Source organism: Rhodococcus pseudokoreensis, from assembly GCF_017068395.1.
GTDB lineage: Bacteria > Actinomycetota > Actinomycetes > Mycobacteriales > Mycobacteriaceae > Rhodococcus_F > Rhodococcus_F pseudokoreensis.
The window spans coordinates 3,189,872-3,205,212 of sequence record NZ_CP070619.1; the positions used below are offsets into that span (position 1 = coordinate 3,189,872).

The 15,341-nt window shown below is 65.0% G+C and carries 14 protein-coding genes; 7 read left to right on the forward strand and 7 right to left on the reverse strand.

The window, feature by feature from the left end; translation table 11 throughout:
• Positions 1-134 precede the first annotated feature (134 nt).
• The 6 genes from JWS13_RS19685 to JWS13_RS19710 form a co-directional block, all read right to left on the reverse strand.
• The gene (locus JWS13_RS19685; RefSeq protein WP_259375229.1) at positions 135-1,445 is read right to left on the reverse strand and encodes an MFS transporter; all 1,311 of its coding nucleotides are present in this window, start codon (positions 1,443-1,445) and stop codon (positions 135-137) included.
• Positions 1,446-1,510: 65 nt separating this feature from the next.
• Complete coding sequence (locus JWS13_RS19690) at positions 1,511-2,293, reverse strand: enoyl-CoA hydratase/isomerase family protein (protein WP_206007113.1); 783 nt, start codon at positions 2,291-2,293, stop codon at positions 1,511-1,513.
• 44 nt (positions 2,294-2,337) lie between these two features.
• Positions 2,338-3,513: a thiolase family protein gene (locus tag JWS13_RS19695; RefSeq protein WP_206007114.1), complete on the reverse strand. Its 1,176-nt coding sequence runs from the start codon at positions 3,511-3,513 to the stop codon at positions 2,338-2,340.
• On the reverse strand, positions 3,510-5,051 hold the full coding sequence (locus tag JWS13_RS19700; protein WP_206007115.1) for a class I adenylate-forming enzyme family protein: 1,542 nt from the start codon (positions 5,049-5,051) through the stop codon (positions 3,510-3,512). The genes JWS13_RS19695 and JWS13_RS19700 overlap by 4 nt, the downstream gene beginning before the upstream one ends.
• Complete coding sequence (locus JWS13_RS19705) at positions 5,048-5,473, reverse strand: Zn-ribbon domain-containing OB-fold protein (protein WP_206007116.1); 426 nt, start codon at positions 5,471-5,473, stop codon at positions 5,048-5,050. Before JWS13_RS19705 ends, JWS13_RS19700 begins: the two co-directional genes overlap by 4 nt.
• A complete protein-coding gene (locus JWS13_RS19710; RefSeq protein WP_206007117.1) occupies positions 5,473-6,336 on the reverse strand; it encodes a hypothetical protein in 864 nt (287 codons plus the stop codon). The genes JWS13_RS19705 and JWS13_RS19710 overlap by 1 nt, the downstream gene beginning before the upstream one ends.
• A 263-nt stretch (positions 6,337-6,599) precedes the next feature.
• On the opposite strand from JWS13_RS19710, the gene JWS13_RS19715 reads away from it, so the two are divergent.
• The 3 genes from JWS13_RS19715 to JWS13_RS19725 all read left to right on the forward strand — a co-directional run bounded on the left by JWS13_RS19715 (position 6,600) and on the right by JWS13_RS19725 (position 8,999).
• Positions 6,600-7,364 (forward strand): SDR family NAD(P)-dependent oxidoreductase, encoded by a 765-nt coding sequence (locus tag JWS13_RS19715; protein ID WP_206007118.1) that lies wholly within the window; start codon positions 6,600-6,602, stop codon positions 7,362-7,364.
• Entirely contained in the window at positions 7,361-8,146 is a 786-nt protein-coding gene (locus JWS13_RS19720) for a crotonase/enoyl-CoA hydratase family protein (RefSeq protein ID WP_206007119.1), read from the forward strand. Before JWS13_RS19715 ends, JWS13_RS19720 begins: the two co-directional genes overlap by 4 nt.
• Before the next feature lie 61 nt (positions 8,147-8,207).
• Positions 8,208-8,999: a FadR/GntR family transcriptional regulator gene (locus JWS13_RS19725; protein ID WP_206007120.1), complete on the forward strand. Its 792-nt coding sequence runs from the start codon at positions 8,208-8,210 to the stop codon at positions 8,997-8,999.
• Positions 9,000-9,077: 78 nt separating this feature from the next.
• On the opposite strand, the gene JWS13_RS19730 is transcribed toward JWS13_RS19725, so the two are convergent.
• Complete coding sequence (locus JWS13_RS19730) at positions 9,078-10,565, reverse strand: aldehyde dehydrogenase family protein (RefSeq protein ID WP_206007121.1); 1,488 nt, start codon at positions 10,563-10,565, stop codon at positions 9,078-9,080.
• A 214-nt stretch (positions 10,566-10,779) separates the two neighbouring features.
• On the opposite strand from JWS13_RS19730, the gene JWS13_RS19735 reads away from it, so the two are divergent.
• From JWS13_RS19735 to JWS13_RS19750, 4 genes are all read left to right on the forward strand, one after another.
• Positions 10,780-11,913 carry an amidohydrolase family protein gene (locus tag JWS13_RS19735; RefSeq protein ID WP_206007122.1) on the forward strand — a complete coding sequence of 378 codons (1,134 nt, stop codon included), beginning with the start codon at positions 10,780-10,782 and terminating at the stop codon, positions 11,911-11,913.
• A complete protein-coding gene (locus JWS13_RS19740; RefSeq protein WP_241032249.1) occupies positions 11,897-12,901 on the forward strand; it encodes a PDR/VanB family oxidoreductase in 1,005 nt (334 codons plus the stop codon). Before JWS13_RS19735 ends, JWS13_RS19740 begins: the two co-directional genes overlap by 17 nt.
• A gap of 79 nt (positions 12,902-12,980) precedes the next feature.
• Complete coding sequence (locus tag JWS13_RS19745) at positions 12,981-14,159, forward strand: acyl-CoA dehydrogenase family protein (protein ID WP_206007123.1); 1,179 nt, start codon at positions 12,981-12,983, stop codon at positions 14,157-14,159.
• On the forward strand, positions 14,156-15,328 hold the full coding sequence (locus JWS13_RS19750; protein WP_206007124.1) for a thiolase family protein: 1,173 nt from the start codon (positions 14,156-14,158) through the stop codon (positions 15,326-15,328). The genes JWS13_RS19745 and JWS13_RS19750 overlap by 4 nt, the downstream gene beginning before the upstream one ends.
• Positions 15,329-15,341 lie beyond the last annotated feature (13 nt).

Sequence of the window (15,341 nt, forward strand, 5' to 3'; positions counted from 1 at the left end):
GGCTCTACGACCTCGCCTGCAGCTGCCGAATCCGTAGATATCCACCGGAAGTCAAAGAATTGATACTCAGGTTCTGCTCCTGAGAACCCAGACATGCCAACCATTTTCCGATCAGCGCGTCATCCCGATTCAGGTCAGGCGAGCACTCGATCACGAGTTTCTGGCATCCGCGCGTACACGACCACTCCTCCGAGGGCCGCTGCCGCGACATAGAGCCACACCCAGTCTTGGAGACCGTTGGTCGCCAACCAGGTCGTGATGTACGGAGCCGTCCCACCGAAGAGAGCGACTGCGATGGCGTAGGGGAACCCGATACCTGTTGTGCGGACTTCCGCGGGGAACTGTTCGGCCATCACCGTCGCAATGAGTCCTGCATAACCGGCCAACAAGGTGACGCCTACGATCTCGACGGCGAGAAGAGTCCAGAAGCCGCCGGTCTCGAGCATCCGGAACGCCGGGTAGGCGAACAGGAGGAAGCCGATCGCGAACGTCAACATCACCGGCTTGCGCCCGACACGGTCGGCGATGATCCCCGCGAACGGCAGGAGGCACAGAAAGTACGCCAGCGCAATCGTGTTCGCCAGGAGCGCCGTCTGCAATGACATCGTGCCGAGTGCGGCGCTGACATACCCGGGCATGTAGTTGATCCAGATGTAGTAGATCAGCACTCCGGCGGCCGCCATTCCGATCACTCGGAACGCCGCACCAGGATGCTTCCGCAACATTTCGGTCATCGGGTTTCGCGGGATTCGTCCATCGGCTTGCGCGTTCCGGAAGCTGTCGGTCTCCTCGAGCCCGATCCGCAGCCACAAACCGACCAAACCCAGCAGTCCACCGGCGATGAACGCGGCCCGCCATCCCCACGCCGACATCACCTCCGGATCGAGCGTCGACGTGAGGATCAGTGCCAGCACGGCGGCGATCAACACACCCAGCCCTGCCGACACTTGTTGCCATGAACCAGCGAAGGCGCGTCGCATACCCGTCGCAGATTCGACGAGCAGAGCGGAGGAGGATCCGAACTCACCGCCGGCCGAGAATCCCTGCACGAGCCGGGCCAGGAGGAGCACGATCGGTGCCGCCACACCGATTTGGTCGTATGTCGGGCACAGTGCGATGACGAACGCACATCCGGCCATCATCACGATGGTCAGTGTCAGCCCCTTCTTCCGGCCGTGACGATCGGTGAAGACGCCGATCACGGCACCACCGACAGGCCGCATGACGAAGCCGACCGCGAAGACGGCAAGCGTTGCCAGCAAACCCGATCCGGGCGCTGAGGGCGGGAAGAACTGCGTCGCGAAGATCGGTGCCAGCGCGCTGTACAACGCCCAGTCGATCCATTCCACGGTATTTCCGACCGAGCCCGCGACCAGCGCTCTGCGCTTCTTTCGCGACTCGGTCCGCTGAGCGCTCGAGGGAGCATCATTGCTTCGGACACGCATCGTCCAACCTCTCGTTCGGGATTCACAGTGTGAGTGTTCGTGCAGATGTACTGCGGAGACCGGCTTCAGCGGCCGACGTAGTGCGCCGGCCGCTTCTCGACCATGGCGCGTCGGGCTTCGTGCGAATCCTCGGTCGACATGACGACCGCGTGATGCGAGGAGATCAGGTCGAGTGCTGTTCTGAGATCATGTTTTTCACCGAGCCTGGTGCTGCGCTTGATCATCTGAACCGCAACGGGAGGCTGGCGCGCGATCTGGGTTGCCAGTTCGAGCACCTCCTTCTCCAACTCGTCGTCGGGGTGCACCGCACTGACCAGTCCGAGCGAGAGCGCTTCCTGAGCCCCGACAACGCGTCCCGTCCACATCAGTTGCAGGGCGGTGGCGGTGCCGACGATGCGGGGCAGCAAATAGCATCCCCCGTCACCGGGAACGAGACCCACCCGGATGTATGCCTGAGAGAACCGGGCAGACTCGGAGGCCAGACGGATATCGGCGAGTAGCGCCATGTCCATTCCCGCACCGAAGGCATCGCCGGAGACTGCGGCGAGGTACGGCTTGTTGAGCGCGTCCGCGGCGTGCGCGACCTTGTGCACATGCCTGGTCAATAGGTTTTTCGCACCCAGGGGTGTCGGCTCGATGGTGTCGAGAACCGCGAGATCGACTCCGGAACAGAATGACCCACCAGCGCCGATCAGGACGACGACGCGAACATTGGGGTCGTGTTCGGCCTCGATTAGCGCATTCGCCCAGGTGTCGATCATCTCCAATGTGAAGGCGTTCTTGCGTTGCGGCCGGTTGAGCGTGATGGTGGCGATGTGGTCGGCCACTGCATAGTCGATGTCTGCCATGGTGATTCCTTCGGTGTGCGTAGCTGGTGACCGTGATGTCCCGGTCAGTCCGCTGCGCCGAGGACGAGGACGTTGTAGTACTGGGCCCCGGATCCGGCACCGGCAACCAGGCCGGTCCGAGCTCCGGGTACCTGCCTGTTGCCGCCGTCCCCGCGGATTTGCCGGACAGCTTCGATGATCTTCAATGTTGGAGCGCCCCAGCCTATGTGACTGAACGAGAGGACGCCGCCGTCGGTGCAGGTGGGCAGTCCCCCGTCGATCCCGATTCCGGTGTCCATGGCAAATGGTCCACCGTCCCCCTGTTTGCAGAATCCGAGCGCCTCGTACTGCCGGAGGACCTCGGCGGAATTGACGTCGTACAACTGGACGAAGTCGAGGTCCTCGGGTTCGAGGCCTGCGGTGGCGTAGGCGCGACGCGACGCGTCCGCGCCGATCATCCAGACGTCGTCGTAGCGGGGCGGGTCGACGTATTGCTGGCGCATCCATTCTGCGCCACCGCCGAGGATGCGGACCGGAGTCGATGGCAGGTCGCGGGCGCGCTCCATCGATGTGACGACCAGTGCGGCAGCGCCCTCGTTTGCCAGGCAGACCTCCAGCCGAGTGAATGGATCGACGACCTTCGGCGCGGCCAGAACGTCCTCGGCGGTGTAGGGACCGCGACCGGTCATCACTGCATCGGGGTTGGCCGATCCCGTGTTGCGGATGGCGGCGGCGACGTGGGCCATACCGTCCCTCGCATGGGGGTATTCGTGGAGGTACCGTTGCGCGACCAACGCGAACTGCGCCGTGGTGAATGAGCCGAACGGTTCGACGAACTCGTTTTCCGGACGGGTGTAGGACGCGACACGGCCGGCTTCGGCGCTCATCACGCCCGCCTGTCCGCCGGTGATCAGCACCGTGTGGCACTGCCCGGTTGCGATTGCCGCGGCCGCGTCGAGAACCGCAGGCACGCCTTGCGGGTAGGTGTCGCCAATCCATCGCACCGGGATTCCCAGCAGTCCCGCCCAGTCCGCTGATCCGGGCTGGAAGACGGTGCCGCCGGGTCCGGGCCAGCGGGCGCAGATGCCGTCGACGTCGGTGCGGTCGATCCCGGCGTCCGCGAGGGCGGCCTTCGCCGCGTGCACACTTGCGGTCAGTGAGTTCATCTCCAGTCGTCGGGCCTGCTGGGTCATCCCGACGCCGACGACGGCGATGTCGTGAAAGGGGTGGCGCGCGGTCATACGACACCCGCCGGGGAGGACAGCCTTTCGCGCACCTGCGCCTTGGTGATCTTGCCGACGGCGTTGCGTGGGAGGTCCTGCCACACTTCGATCCGTGCGGGAACCTTGATGCTCGGGAGGCCGTGCTGTCGGCACCACTGCGTGAGTTCGTCGACCGACGGTGCCTGCGCCCCACTTGCGATGACGACCGCGGCGATCGACTCACCCCACTCGGGATCGTCGAGGCCGACGACGGCTGCCTCGCGTACCTGCTCGTGCAGGGTCAGCACGTTTTCGATCTCGGTGGGTGCAATGTTGAACCCACCACGGATGATCAGATCCTTCTTCCTGCCCACGATCTTCAGATAGCCGTCGGATGTCCACTGCCCGATGTCACCGGAGTGCATCCAGCCGTCGATGAGTGCCTCCGAGGTGCGCTCTGGTTCGCGGTAGTAGCCGATCATCGTGTACGGCGTGCCGAAAATGATTTCGCCGCGTTCTCCCGCGGGAACGTCCGCACCGGTCTCGTCGACCAGGCGCACCATCACTGCCATCGACTCTTTCCCGCAGGTGGTGAAGAGTTCCGGACGACCGCCCGCGGCGGCGGCATGGTCACTCTTGCGAAGCATGGTGCCGATCGAGGCGATCTCCGCCATCCCGTACAGCTGCACGAAGATGGGGCCGAACCGCTCGACGAGGGCCGCGACTCGATCGGGGGCTATGGGGGCGGATCCGTACCCGATCGTCTGCAGGCTGGGAATCGTGTCTCGGTCGATCCCGGATTCGAGGAGACGGATCAGCATGGTCGGCACCAGGAACGTGTGTGTCACGGCGTTCGAGCGCACCTCTTCGACGAGCCGTTCGGGCTTGAATCCCCGGGAATCCGAGAACCCGATAGCCCCGCCGAGGAGAGCCAAGGGTGCAAGGGTGATCTGCATGCTGGAGTTGTGCGGGATGGCGATCAGCCACCTCGTGTTCTCGGACAGCTCGTACTCGGATGCCGCCACTGCGGCGTGCTGGAGGGTCGCACCGACGCTGAAGAGGATGCCCTTGGGTCGGCCCGTCGTGCCGCTCGAATACACGATGCAGAACTCGTCCTCGGAGTTCACCAATCGCTCGGTGGCGGGCGCCGCCGGAGAGGCTGTGCTCAACTGCGCCTCGTATTGGGTGGGATCGTCGATATCGAGTACCACCGCGTCGGTGCCGTCGGTCAGTTTTCGCGCCATCGGGGCGAGGTCGGCGTCGGCGAGGATGACCTTGGGAGTGCAGTTGTCGAAGATCTCGTCGTATTCGGGCTCGCCGAGGCGGAAGTTCAGCCCGACGTACACCGCTCCGGCCTTTGCGCAGCCGCCGACGAGTTCCACGACTTCCACTCGGTTGGCGACCAGTACTGCGACCCGGTCGCCGCGTTGGACTCCGTACCGGTCGATGAGCAGATTCGCCAGGCGGCACGCGCGGTCGTCGACCTGCTGCCAGGTGCGCGAATCGGGGCCCGCGAAGGTGGCGAGCGCATGCGGGTTTCGGCGGGCGTTTCTACTGAAGGCGAGTCCGATGTTCATCGCGGCAAGTCCTCTGTGTCAATGGCGTGAAAAGCGGGAAAGGTCCAGTTCTCGTCGATCTCGACCCATGCGACCTCGACACGGGTGCCGATTGGTGTCGGGGTGCCCTCGGTGGTGACGATGTTGGTCAGCAACTGCCACCCCTCGTCGATGTCGACGATGGCGAGCTCGTAGGGCGCTGGCAGTGCGGGAGACGGCGGGCGGTGCACGATCGTGCTGCTGTAGATGCTTCCGCGGCCGGTGCTGGTCTGGTAGCTCCATTTTTCGCCGAGGCAGTGGGGGCAGATCAGTTGGGGTGTGAAGAAGCTGCGGGTGCAGTCGTCGCAGACCGGGCGGACCAGCCGATGCTCGCGCGCTGCAGCCCAGAACGGCGCTGTCAGCTCGCTCGGGGTGGGCAGTGGCCGCTCGAGCTGCAAATCCATCACTCGCCACCGACGAGGAGGAGGTGAGCGGCTCGAGCAACGGGCATGCCGATGGTGACGCCGCGGTCGCGTGCCGGACCGTTACAGGCGCTGATCAGGCCCTCCTGGTAGCCGCGGAAGGCGTCACCGATCGGCGCAGTGCGGCCGTCGATGCATGCGCCGGCCAGTCCGGCGCCCTCGGCGGTCCGAAGTCCGACGATGCCGGAGTCGTTTTTCGACATGCCACCGTCGTGGCAGATGAAGGCCCACGGGTCGGCTTCGAGTAGGAACTTCGCGCCGCTGCGACCCGTGTGGCCCGCGGTCACCATGACGCTGCGGCGGGCGTCCTCCGGCAGAGCCCACACGATGGAGTCGGTGACGACGGTCCGGCGGCCCTCGAACTCCTCGACGATCTCGCGCCGGATCTTGTTTCCCACGGTGGTGTCGGCCAGCTCGGTGTCGCGCAGCAGCTCGGCCGCTTCGCGAACGGGCATTCCGACTGACACGCCGAGGATTTCGGCGTGGTAGTTCACATGGGAAATCAGGCCGTTGTCGTAGAGGTCGCGTCCGTTACCCATTTCCACGGACATGCCGTCCGCAGTGGCGGCGGGGATGCCCAGCGCCTCCAGATACCAGAGCCCGGCGATCCCGGCCCCGTCCTTCCCGACGCAGGCGTCGTGCCCGATGACGCCGCGGGGCCGGTGGATCGCACACATGCGCGCGGGCAGCACACCGATATACGACGCCGGCAGGACAACGTCCCGGTCGGTGTTCCGCTCGTCGACCCAGCGGGCGGAGTCCATGATGATGATCCGTCTTCCGTCGCGCTCCGCGACAACTTCCTGGGGATGGTCCTTCTCCCGCTCGAGCAGGGTTTCTCCCACGTCACTTCTCCTCGCCAGTTCGGTATTCATCACACAACTGTTACAACATGTGGTGATATCATAAGCATATTTAAAGTCGCTTGAGAAGAGCTCCCGCCAAACCAACCTCCTTGGCGCATCACGTCGGTCGGACGTCAACGGCCGAACACTCTGGGCCGGTTGCGGCCTCGACGGCGGGCGGTAACAATGCTTATATTAATGATATTAAGCCGGCGTCTCGGTCGAACAGGGCCGACCGGGGCTTCCAGACGAAGGAGAATCTTGTGAATCTTGACGGAACATCCGCGCTGGTCACGGGAGGGGCGTCGGGCCTGGGCCTGGCCAGTGCGCGTGCACTGGCCAAACGGGGAGCGCACGTGACTCTCCTGGACCTGCCCAGCTCCGCCGGTGAGGCGGTGGCAGCGAGCTTCGGTGGGGGCGCCAGCTTCGCGCCCGCCGACGTCACCGACGAGGACTCGGTGTCGGCCGCGCTCGATATCGCGCAATCACACGGGCCCCTGCGCGCGGTCGTCCACTGCGCCGGACGCAGTCACACGATGCGCATCTTGGACAGGGATGGGCAGCCCAACCCGCTCGAAAACTACGCGGGAGTCATCCAGACCAATCTCATCGGCTCCTATAACGTGCTCCGCCTCAGTGCCGCCCGGATGGTGAGCAACGAACCTCTCGACGGTGATCGTGGCGCGATCGTGATGACCGCATCGGTCGCGGCCTGGGAAGGTCAGGTCGGGCAGATTCCTTACGCCTCGTCCAAGGCGGGCGTGGTCGGTATGACGATCGTCGCCGCGCGAGACCTCGCCACCCACCAGATCCGGGTCGCGACGATCGCACCCGGAATCTTCGACACCCCGCTGCTCGCACGGCTACCGGAGAACGTGCGCGACAAGCTCGGACAGTCCGTGCCGCACCCCAGCCGTCTCGGCGATCCGGCGGAATTCGGCGAACTCGCAGTCCACATCATGGAGAACTCGATGATCAACGGTGAAACGATTCGACTCGACGGTGCCATCCGGATGGCGCCGCGATGAGCACCACCGAAGCCGTGAAATCGTTGACGGTCGATCGCCTGGCAAATGGGGTGGCTGTGCTGACGATCAACCGGCCGGAAGCCCGCAACGCCGTCGATCTGGCCACCGCCCGGGCGATCAGCAGCACCCTCGACACGCTCGACGACGATCCGAATTGCCGAGTGATCGTGCTGACCGGCGCGGGTGGTCATTTTTCTGCGGGAATGGACCTGAAAGCCTTCCGCGCGACGGGCGAACGCCCGGTCGACGAGAAGCGTGGCCCTTTCGGCCTGGTCCGCATGCCGCCGACCACGCCGATCATCGCCGCTGTCGAGGGTGCTGCCGTGGGCGGTGGATTCGAGATCGCGTTGTCGTGCGACCTGATCGTGGCGGCCGAGGATTCTGTGTTCGGTCTCCCCGAGGTGCAGCGTGGACTTACCGCCGCCGGCGGTGGGCTGTTGCGACTGCCCTCGCGCATCCCGTATCACCTGGCAATGGAAGCGGTCCTGACCGGCAGACGGCTGACCGCCGCGTGGTGCGCCGAACACGGCCTGATCAACAGAACCGCAGCGTCCGGTCGTGCCCTCGATGCTGCACTCGCCCTCGCGGAGGAGATCAGCGGCAACGGCCCCCTGGCCGTCCAGGCGTCGAAGAAGGTGATCATCGAGTCCGGCAACTGGGCCATCGACGAGGCGTTCGAGCGTCAAGAAGCCATTGTCGACCCGGTTCGCCACTCCGCCGACGCACGTGAAGGCGCGACGGCTTTCGCCGAGAAGCGGCAACCCGTCTGGACCGGTTGCTGACCGCACTCGACACTCCCGTCTCCACACTTACACCAGCGGCACCAGGCCCAAGGAGCATCGGATGCTGGAAACGAATGGCAATGGCATCACCCTGAACGACATGACACCGCAGGCCTACGAGCCGCGGATGCCGCCGAAACGCTCGGAGGTGATCGCCCAGCGGATCGCCAAGGACATTCGGACCCGCGGGCTTCGTCCCGGTGATCCGCTGGCCACGGAAGCCGACATGTGCGCCTCCCACAGTGTCGGCCGGAGCACCCTGCGGGAAGGGCTGCGAATCCTCGAGCTTCTCGGAGTGATCGAAATCCGTCCCGGACGGGGTGGCGGACCGGTCGTCGCTGCACCCAATTCACGTCATCTCGCAAGCACCATGGCGTTGTTGATGCAGTTCTCGGAGACCACGTTTCGTTCCGTCATCGAGTTGCGGGGATACATCGAGCCCATCGCCGCATCGCTGTGCGCGGCACACCGGAACGAGCAGACGGTCCTCGCCCTACAGGAGTCGGTGGCCAACATGCGGGCCGACATCGACGACGAAGCCACCTTCCTGCACGAGAATCACCGGTTTCACATCCTCGTCGCCACCGGCGCCGGCAATCCGTTGATCACGTACATCTCCAACTCCCTCGACTGGGTTCTCGACGGCGCGCCACTGGGCGTGCAGTACACCAGAAATGCTCGCCGCTCGGTGCTCGCGGTGCACGAACTGATCTGCCGAACAGTCGAGGTGGGTCAGCCCGATGCGGCGGCGGAGGCCATGCGCCGCCACATGTCCGAGTCTGCGGCGTACTTCGAGAAGAAGTACCCGAATGTCATGCGGCAAGTCGTAACGTGGGAAATGTACGGCCTCTGACTTTCCTTCGACCCCACGGCACACCAAGTGGTGGGGAAGCGTCCACCGACACTTCCCCACCACATTGGCCGTGCGGCACTATCCCGAGTAGGCCCCACTGAGCAGGATCTGCTTGAATTCGGTGAACTCGAGGATCCCCTCGGCACCGCATTCGCGACCCCACCCGGACTGCTTGACGCCGCCGAAGGGCTCGGTGAGCGAGCAACCCGCGAGATTGAGCGCCACTCCACCCGACCGGATACGCTTCGCGATTTCGAGTGCCGTGTCCCGGTTCTGCGCATAGACCGACGCGGCGAGACCGAATTTGGTGTCGTTCGCGATCCGAACCGCATCATCGAGGTCGTCGTAGGCGATCACGACGGTGATCGGGCCGAAGACCTCTTCCTGGGCGATCTCCATGTCGCTGGTGACGTCGCGCAGCAGAGTCGGCGCGAAGTAGTAGCCGCGTTCGAGACCGTCCGGCCGCTTGCCGCCGGCCGCAACCACCGCGCCCTCTTCGAGCGCCTTGGCCAGCATCCGTTCGGTCCGTTCGACGGAACGTTTGTTGGCCAGCGGACCCAGATCGGTGTCCGGGTCGAAGGGATCGCCGACCTTGATGGCATCGAACGCCGCGGCGAGCTTGGCAACGACTTCGTCGTAACGCTTGCGGGAGACAAGAATTCGCGACAGCGCAACGCACACCTGCCCACAGCCGCCGGTGGCGCCGGGGACGAGGGTCGCCAGCACCTCGTCGATGTCGACGTCGTCGGCAATGATGGCCGGCGACTTCCCGCCGAGTTCGAGGGCGGTTCGGGCCAGGCGTTGCGAGGTCTGCTCGACCACTTCCTTGGCCACTGCAGTGCCCCCGGTCATGTGGACCATGTCGATTCCCGGGTGCTGCACGAGATGCTTGCTGGTCTCGAGCTCCGCAGCGAGACCGCTGATGACTCCGGCCGGGAACCCGGCCGCCTTGGCGGCATCCATGATCAGGCGGGAAGTCAGCTGCGATTCGGGAGCGAATTTCACGATCACGGGACACCCGGCGAGCAGTGCCGGGATTACTTTCATGCCCATCAGCGGCACCGGTCCGTTGTAGGTCAGGATCGCCAGGACCGTTCCGATCGGTTGATGCTGGACCAGCACCTCACTGGTGGCGTTGGTGCGGATCTCTTCCCACGGAAGGGTAGGCGCGATGTCGATCGCATGACCCCAGATCGCACTGCCGGCACCCGAATTGATCATCTCGCCGTGCGCGCGGGTGTATCCGGACTCGATCATCCAGGCATGATTCAGCGCGTCCAACCGGGCTTCGAGCTCGTCGGCGAAGCTGCGGCAGATTCGTGCCCGCTCCTCGACGGGCATGCTCGGCCAGGGACCCTGATCGAACGCCGCCCGCGCCGCCGCGACGGCGGCGTCCGCGTCCGCCGTGGTGGGCGAGGGAACCGTGGCCACGACCCGTTCGGTCGAGGGCATGACCACGTCGATGGTGCCGGCGCCAGTGGGTGTGACCCACTCACCGGCGATGAACACCTTGTCGAGTTCGGGAATGGTGACGTCGAGCTCGTCGGTGGTCGCGATTGTTGTCATCAGAACCTCTCGGATTCGCGTGAGATGAAGTGCATCCCTGTGATCGGAATAACACTATAACGTATCTAACATAGATATGTTTTAGAAGTCAATGACGACGCCGTGTGGCCGGACGGCGAGCCTGTGACTCAGATCTCGACAACCCCAAGGGCGGTCTGTAAGGTAGATAACATAATCCTATTTAATCCCGCACCGTCAACCAAGGAATGTGCCCATGACCACCGCGTATGCAGAAGCTCAGACCACCGAAAAGAAGCAATCGTTGGCGATCATCGACTCAGACGTCCATCCCTACATGGAGAACGGGCTCGCGACTCTCGTGCCCTACATGAGCACGGCGTGGCAGAAGCGCATCGGCAGCGGATTGGGCGGCGGCCACACCGTTGCATCTCAGTTCCACCTGCCGTTGGACTACCTGTACATCAACTCCTCCGGGGGGATGCGCGCCGACACCGCCCGCCCCGGCATGTCCCCGGCAACCGATCCTGCCTTCACCGCCGCGCAGCTACTCGACGGAGCCGGCATCGACCGCGCGATTCTGCTGGCCGGACACCTGCTCGGACTGGGCGCCATGCCCGACCCGCAGGTCGCAGCCACCATCGCGTCGGCGTACAACGACTGGATGTGCGAGCGGTGGCTCCAGTTCGACCAGCGGTACCGCGGCGGCCTCGTCATCGCCCCCCAGGATCCCGAGCTCGCCGTCAAGGAGATCGACCGGATGGCCGATCGCCCCGGAATCGTCGAGATCTTCATGCCGCTGCACGAAATCCTCATGGGCGAGAAGCATTACTACCCGATCTACGAGGCCGCGCAGCGCCACGGGCTCCCCATCTGTGTGCACCCCAGTGGCACCGAGAACGTCTACGCGCGCGCCCCCAGGATGGCAGGCACTCCGACGTACTACATCGAATGGCACGCCCTGCTCGGCCAGATTCATCAGGCGAACACCGCGAGCCTGCTGTGCCACGGTGTCTTCGAACGCTTCCCGGAGCTGAAGGTGGTCATCGCGGAAGGCGGAATCGCGTGGATCGCGGAGCTCGCCTGGAAGCTCGACGCCGACTGGCACGGGCTGCGCGACGAGATCCCCTGGGTCAAGCGGCACCCGAGCGACTACCTCAACGAGAACATGCGGTTCACCACACAGCCGTTCGTCGAACCGCCCAAGCGCGAGCACCTGACCTCGCTGATGGACATGATCAACGCGGAGAAGGTGCTCATGTTCAGCTCCGACTACCCGCACTGGAACTACAACGACCCCACCAACGCCCTCGCCGGCCTGCCGGAGGAACTCCAGCGCCGGATCATGTTCGACAATCCACGGGAGTTTTACGGTGACCGCATCAACTGATTGGGATCCCACGGTCATGAATCTGCTGCTGACTGCAAACGACGACGAAGTCGATCTCGACCTCGTCGTGCACAACCGACGGATGCTGACGCCGGACATCGTGGCGTTGGAACTTCGGGCGAATGATGGTGCGCTGCTGCCCTCGTGGGCTCCAGGCGCACACGTCGAGATGAACCTCGACAACGGGCTGTCCCGGCAGTACTCACTGTGCGGAGATCCGGCCGATCGTCAGACCTGGACCGTTGCGGTGCTGCGTGAACCGAACAGCCGGGGAGGATCCTCCTATATCCACGAGGAACTGTCCACGGGAGCGAAGATGCAGTGCCGGGGCCCGCGCAACAACTTCCCGATCGAGGCCGCGACCGAATACAAGTTCGTGGCCGGCGGCATCGGCATCACCCCGATGCTGCCCATGATCGGTGCTGCGGAGGCATCCGGCACCCCCTGGACGCTCCTGTACGGCGGGCGCTCACTCGAATCGATGGCCTTCCAGAACGAACTGGCGCGCTTCGGCGACAAGGTCCGCCTCCACCCGCAGGACACCCACGGGCTGCTGGACCTGGCAACCGAACTGGCCGACCCCGGGCCCGGGGCCGCGGTCTACTGTTGCGGTCCCGAGCCGCTGCTGGCCGCGATCGAGAACCACTGCGAATCGACCTGGCCTGTGGATGCGCTACACGTGGAACGGTTCCGCGCCGATCTGCCGGACCTGGCGGATGCCAGTCCAATCGAGGTCGAACTGGCCCAATCGGGGATGACGCTGACGGTACCGTCCGACAAGAGCATCCTCGAGGTGTTGACCGAAGCCGGTGTCGAGGTGGATGCCTCGTGTGAGGAAGGCACCTGCGGAACCTGCGAAGTGATGGTGCTCGAGGGCACTCCGGAGCATCACGACGTGGTGCTCACCGAAAGTGAGCGCGAGAGCGGCGAGTGCATGATGATCTGCGTCTCACGCGCCAAGAGCAAATTCCTCAAGTTGGACCTGTGAAAATCGTTGCACGGCAATCAGTGGGCTCTGAACGTCCCGGATTCGGAGTCGACAATGCCCGGCTGGACAAGGAAAACTAATGGCCTTTGAACTGGATCAGAAGTACCTCGCTATTCGCGACGAAGCGGCCGCGGTCGCGGCCGCGGCCGAACCATTCGCCGTCGAGGCCGACGCGATGAGCACTGTGCACGAGGGCATGCGGAAGGTGCTGACTGCCAGCAGCCTGTACGACCTGACTGTGCCGGCCAGGTGGGGAGGGCGGTTCGAGACCGTCGACCCGCTTGCGGTGTGCGTCGTGCGGGAGGTTCTGATGGGTACCTCGGCGCACCTGGACTCGCTCTTCGCGCTGCAGGGTATCGGCAGCTTCGGACTGGCTCGGGCCGGTAGCGACAAGCTCCGCGACGAGTGGCTGCCCAAGGTCGCGTCCGGCGAGGTCCTCGCCGGACTCGGGCTGACGGAGCAGGACGCCGGCTCGGATTTGAAGAACATCGTCACCGAGGTTCACCGGGACGGTGAACGCCTGGTGCTGAACGGCAACAAGTCCTTCATCTCCAACGGCGGCGCGGCCGGCTTCTACTGCGTGCTGGCCCGGGAGGACCAGGGCCTGAGCCTGTTCCTCGTCCCGGCGGACGCATCGGGCCTGACGATCACACCCACCCCGGAGATCATTGCTCCCCATATCCTGGCCGAGCTCACGTTCGACGACGTCGAGGTGAACGAGGACAACCGCATCGGCGAAATCGGCAAAGGTCTCGAGCACGTGCTCGCCACCCTGGCGGTGTTCCGCGTCTCGGTCGCGGGAGCATCGATCGGCCTCGCTCAGTCGGCGCTGGACGAGGCGGCCCGGCACGCGGGGACACGAGTGCAGTTCGGGCGCCCGCTCGCCAAGCTCGGGGCAGTCGCCGACATGCTCGGCGCGTCCTGGGCCGAACTCGAAGCGGCCCGCCTCCTGACCTACAAGGCCGCCGACATGGCGCGGGCAGACCCGGCGGCATCTCTGCACTTCAGCTCCATGGCGAAACTGGTCGCCAGTGAGACAGCCGGCCGCATCACCGACCGCGCCGTGCAGATCTCCGGCCGCTTCGGGCTCGTTCGCGACTCCAAGCTCGAGCGACTCTACCGCCAGGCCCGCCCCATGCGGATCTACGAGGGCTCCTCGGAAATCCTCCGCCTCGGCATTTCCAAGACGCTCGTGAACAACGTCCTCGCCGACGGAGCCGCCCAGGCAGCGACGACCCCGGAAGGAGCCCGACGATGAGCACCGACACCGCGCATCAGGCCGTCATCATCGACGCGGTCCGGTCACCGGTCGGCCGCGGGCACGCCGAGAAGGGCGTTCTCCGGGACGTGCACCCCGCCGACCTGCTCGGACAGTGCTACGAAGGTGTCCTGCAACGAGCGGGCATCGATCCGGCCACCGTAGACAACGTCATCACCGGATGCGCCAACCAGATCGCGCAACAGTCCTCCGGAATTGCCCGCACCGCCTGGTTGCAGAAAGGCCTTCCGGCCACGACGGGCGCAACGACGGTGGACATCCGGTGCGGCTCCAGCCAGCAAGCAGCCCACTTCGCGGCGTCCTCCATCACGGCCGGCATCGATCGTGCCGTGATCGCCGCCGGGATCGAGCACATGGGCCGCAACGGTTTCCGCGTCCACCACGGTTCGCAGGAGCAGTGGGGACAAGCGTTCACCGAGGAACTGACGTCACGTTACCCGTTGGTGTCGCAAGGCATAGCCGCCGAGCGGCTGGCCGATCGCTATCAGATCAGTCGCGCCGAAATGGACGAGTTTTCCGCCCGGTCCCATCAACGCGCCGCCGCGGCTGTCCGGGACGGACACCTGGCCCGGGAGATCCATCCGATCGAGGTCGACGGCACCAAGGTCGACGCCGACCAGGGCATCCGGCCGGAGGCGACAGCGGAGTCGCTGGCAGCCCTGAAACCGGTCTTCGCGGACGACGGAAAAGTAACCGCCGGCAACTCGTCTCAGATCTCCGACGGAGCCGCCGCCGTCCTGCTCACCAGCGCCCGGTTCGCGCAGGAAAACGGACTCCGGCCGCGCGCACGCGTGGTGGACCAGGTAGTTCTCGGGGTCGACCCGGTCGATATGCTGACCGGCCCCATCCCTGCGACCACACGTATCCTCGAACGTAACAACCTGAGCATCCGCGACATCGACGCCATCGAGATCAACGAGGCGTTCGCCTCCGTCGTGCTCGCCTGGCAGCGCGAATTCCAGCCCGACATGGACCGCGTCAACTCCTGGGGCGGTGCCATCGCGATCGGGCACCCGTTGGGCACCACCGGGGCCCGGCTACTCACCACGATCGTCAACCGGTTGGAAAACACCGACACCCGCTTCGGCCTCGTCACGATGTGCTGCGGCGGAGGCCTCGGCACCGCCACATTGATCGAACGGATCTGACCCACCACCCCCA

Bases quoted from the DNA above. Each gene is read 5' to 3' on its own strand.
- JWS13_RS19735 (WP_206007122.1), top strand. From the start codon at position 10,780: ATGACCACCGCGTATGCAGAAGCTCAGACCACCGAAAAGAAGCAATCG.
- JWS13_RS19685 (WP_259375229.1), bottom strand. From the start codon at position 1,445: ATGCGTGTCCGAAGCAATGATGCTCCCTCGAGCGCTCAGCGGACCGAG.
- JWS13_RS19750 (WP_206007124.1), top strand. From the start codon at position 14,156: ATGAGCACCGACACCGCGCATCAGGCCGTCATCATCGACGCGGTCCGG.
- JWS13_RS19720 (WP_206007119.1), top strand. From the start codon at position 7,361: ATGAGCACCACCGAAGCCGTGAAATCGTTGACGGTCGATCGCCTGGCA.
- JWS13_RS19705 (WP_206007116.1), bottom strand. From the start codon at position 5,473: ATGGATTTGCAGCTCGAGCGGCCACTGCCCACCCCGAGCGAGCTGACA.
- JWS13_RS19700 (WP_206007115.1), bottom strand. From the start codon at position 5,051: ATGAACATCGGACTCGCCTTCAGTAGAAACGCCCGCCGAAACCCGCAT.
- JWS13_RS19690 (WP_206007113.1), bottom strand. From the start codon at position 2,293: ATGGCAGACATCGACTATGCAGTGGCCGACCACATCGCCACCATCACG.
- JWS13_RS19695 (WP_206007114.1), bottom strand. From the start codon at position 3,513: ATGACCGCGCGCCACCCCTTTCACGACATCGCCGTCGTCGGCGTCGGG.
- JWS13_RS19725 (WP_206007120.1), top strand. From the start codon at position 8,208: ATGCTGGAAACGAATGGCAATGGCATCACCCTGAACGACATGACACCG.
- JWS13_RS19730 (WP_206007121.1), bottom strand. From the start codon at position 10,565: ATGACAACAATCGCGACCACCGACGAGCTCGACGTCACCATTCCCGAA.
- JWS13_RS19745 (WP_206007123.1), top strand. From the start codon at position 12,981: ATGGCCTTTGAACTGGATCAGAAGTACCTCGCTATTCGCGACGAAGCG.